General features: G+C 46.8%; 3 protein-coding genes. 2 read left to right on the forward strand and 1 reads right to left on the reverse strand.

Annotated elements, in window-relative coordinates:
- On the forward strand, positions 1-312 hold a 312-nt coding region (locus R7P67_RS23810; RefSeq protein ID WP_318086189.1), incomplete at its 5' end, for a GNAT family N-acetyltransferase.
- 14 nt (positions 313-326) lie between these two features.
- Positions 327-722 carry a nitrous oxide-stimulated promoter family protein gene (locus tag R7P67_RS23815; RefSeq protein ID WP_005461033.1) on the forward strand — a complete coding sequence of 132 codons (396 nt, stop codon included), beginning with the start codon at positions 327-329 and terminating at the stop codon, positions 720-722.
- On the opposite strand, the gene R7P67_RS23820 is transcribed toward R7P67_RS23815, so the two are convergent.
- Positions 709-1,612 (reverse strand): MATE family efflux transporter (locus R7P67_RS23820; protein WP_318086190.1); only part of this gene is annotated, 904 nt, incomplete at its 5' end. The genes R7P67_RS23815 and R7P67_RS23820 overlap by 14 nt on opposite strands.

The raw sequence follows: 1,612 nt of genomic DNA on the forward strand, positions 1-1,612 counted from the left end.
GTGGTTGAAGATAAGCAGACAAAACAACCGCTAGGCATTTGTGGGTTAGTGAAGCGTGATACCTTGAACGCTTACGACATCGGCTATGGTTTTCTTCCTTCAGCTTACGGCCAAGGTTTTGCTATAGAAGCGTCAAAGGCAGTAGTCGAGTATGCGAAACAAGTGATGCAACTTAGTCAACTGGTCGCGATTACGAATAATGATAATATTCGTAGTATAAGTTTGCTGAAAAAACTCGGTTTCGAATTTGAACGTGTTGAGCAGCAATATGATAATGGCCGAACTTTAGAACTCTACACTCTCCAGCTGTGATTTTGGGCAATACCATGAGCGATATTTTACTTGGCAAACTCGCCACCGAATTTAAAACCGTCAAAGCGATGGTGGAGGTGTATTGCCATGATCATCATGGAACCAAAGATGCGCTGTGCAGCGAATGCCGTGAACTGCTTGAGTACGCGGAAGTGCGATTGGACCGATGCCCATACGGAGAAGAAAAACCGACGTGTAACAAGTGCCCAATCCACTGCTATAAACCCGAACCTAAAGAACAGATGCGTTTAGTGATGCGCTATTCAGGCCCGAGAATGTTACTCAAACATCCGATTCTGGCAGTTCGGCACCTGCTGCACGAGAAACGTGAGGTTCCTGAAAAACCAGCAGCCAATGCATCGAACCGCCACAAAAGAATCAATGCAGAACGCGATACTAAGAAGTCGTAACGACGGTTAGATTCTTTATCCAATACTTTTGCGTGTATCGACGATAACACAACGCCAACTTAACGACTTCCTCTGCAATCATCAGTGCATACACGTACTTAAACTCCCAACCAAGAACAAACGCAGCGATTGCACAAAGTGGTAAGCCTGTCATCCACATGGCGATAAAATCCATGCGTAAGCAGAATACGTTGTCGCCACCAGCTCGAATAATCCCGTTAATGATGATCATGTTCAACATACGCAACCAAATCGCGCAGCACAAAATCATCACCGCAGGGGCTGCGAGTGGGTAAAGCTCAGGGTTGTCCAAATTCAATGCTGCAATGATCAACTCACGATTAAGAAGCAACAGTGCGCCGATGGAAATACCAAACACAAAGACTGCTTTGATAAAGAATTTTGCCATGTGTTCAGCTTGCTCAAAGGCATCGCGCCCCAAGGATTGACCAATCATCACAGAGCACGCCACAGAGATCCCAAAGAAAATCGAGTAACAGAGTGATTCAAATGGGCCGAGCATACTAAATACTGCCAATTCGGTTGTCCCCATGTGGCCAAAAATCATCTGATAAACCATGGTGCCGATTGCCCAAAGTAATGCACCTAGCGTCATTGGCAGCGCAAGACGACGATAAGACAGCCACAGCGAAGGGCGTTCATAGCCTTCTCTTACTTCCAGCAACCAGTGCTTCCGCCAACGCATGTAGGCAATCATGGCGAGTACTTGGAACAAACGAGAAATGGTCGTAGCGAATGCCGCACCAGCGACCCCCATTGCTGGGATGCCAAAGCCGCCTTTGATTAACCAGAAATTCAAACCAATATTAAGGACGATGGTCATTGCACCCATTAATAGCGGAGTGACGGTGTCTCCCGAGGAGCGCATG

The sequence above is a fragment of the Vibrio sp. Vb0937 genome (assembly GCF_033338855.1).

What these genes read in the sequence shown, in the direction of transcription:
- R7P67_RS23815 (WP_005461033.1), top strand. Translation starts at nt 327, where the DNA reads ATGAGCGATATTTTACTTGGCAAACTCGCCACCGAATTTAAAACCGTC.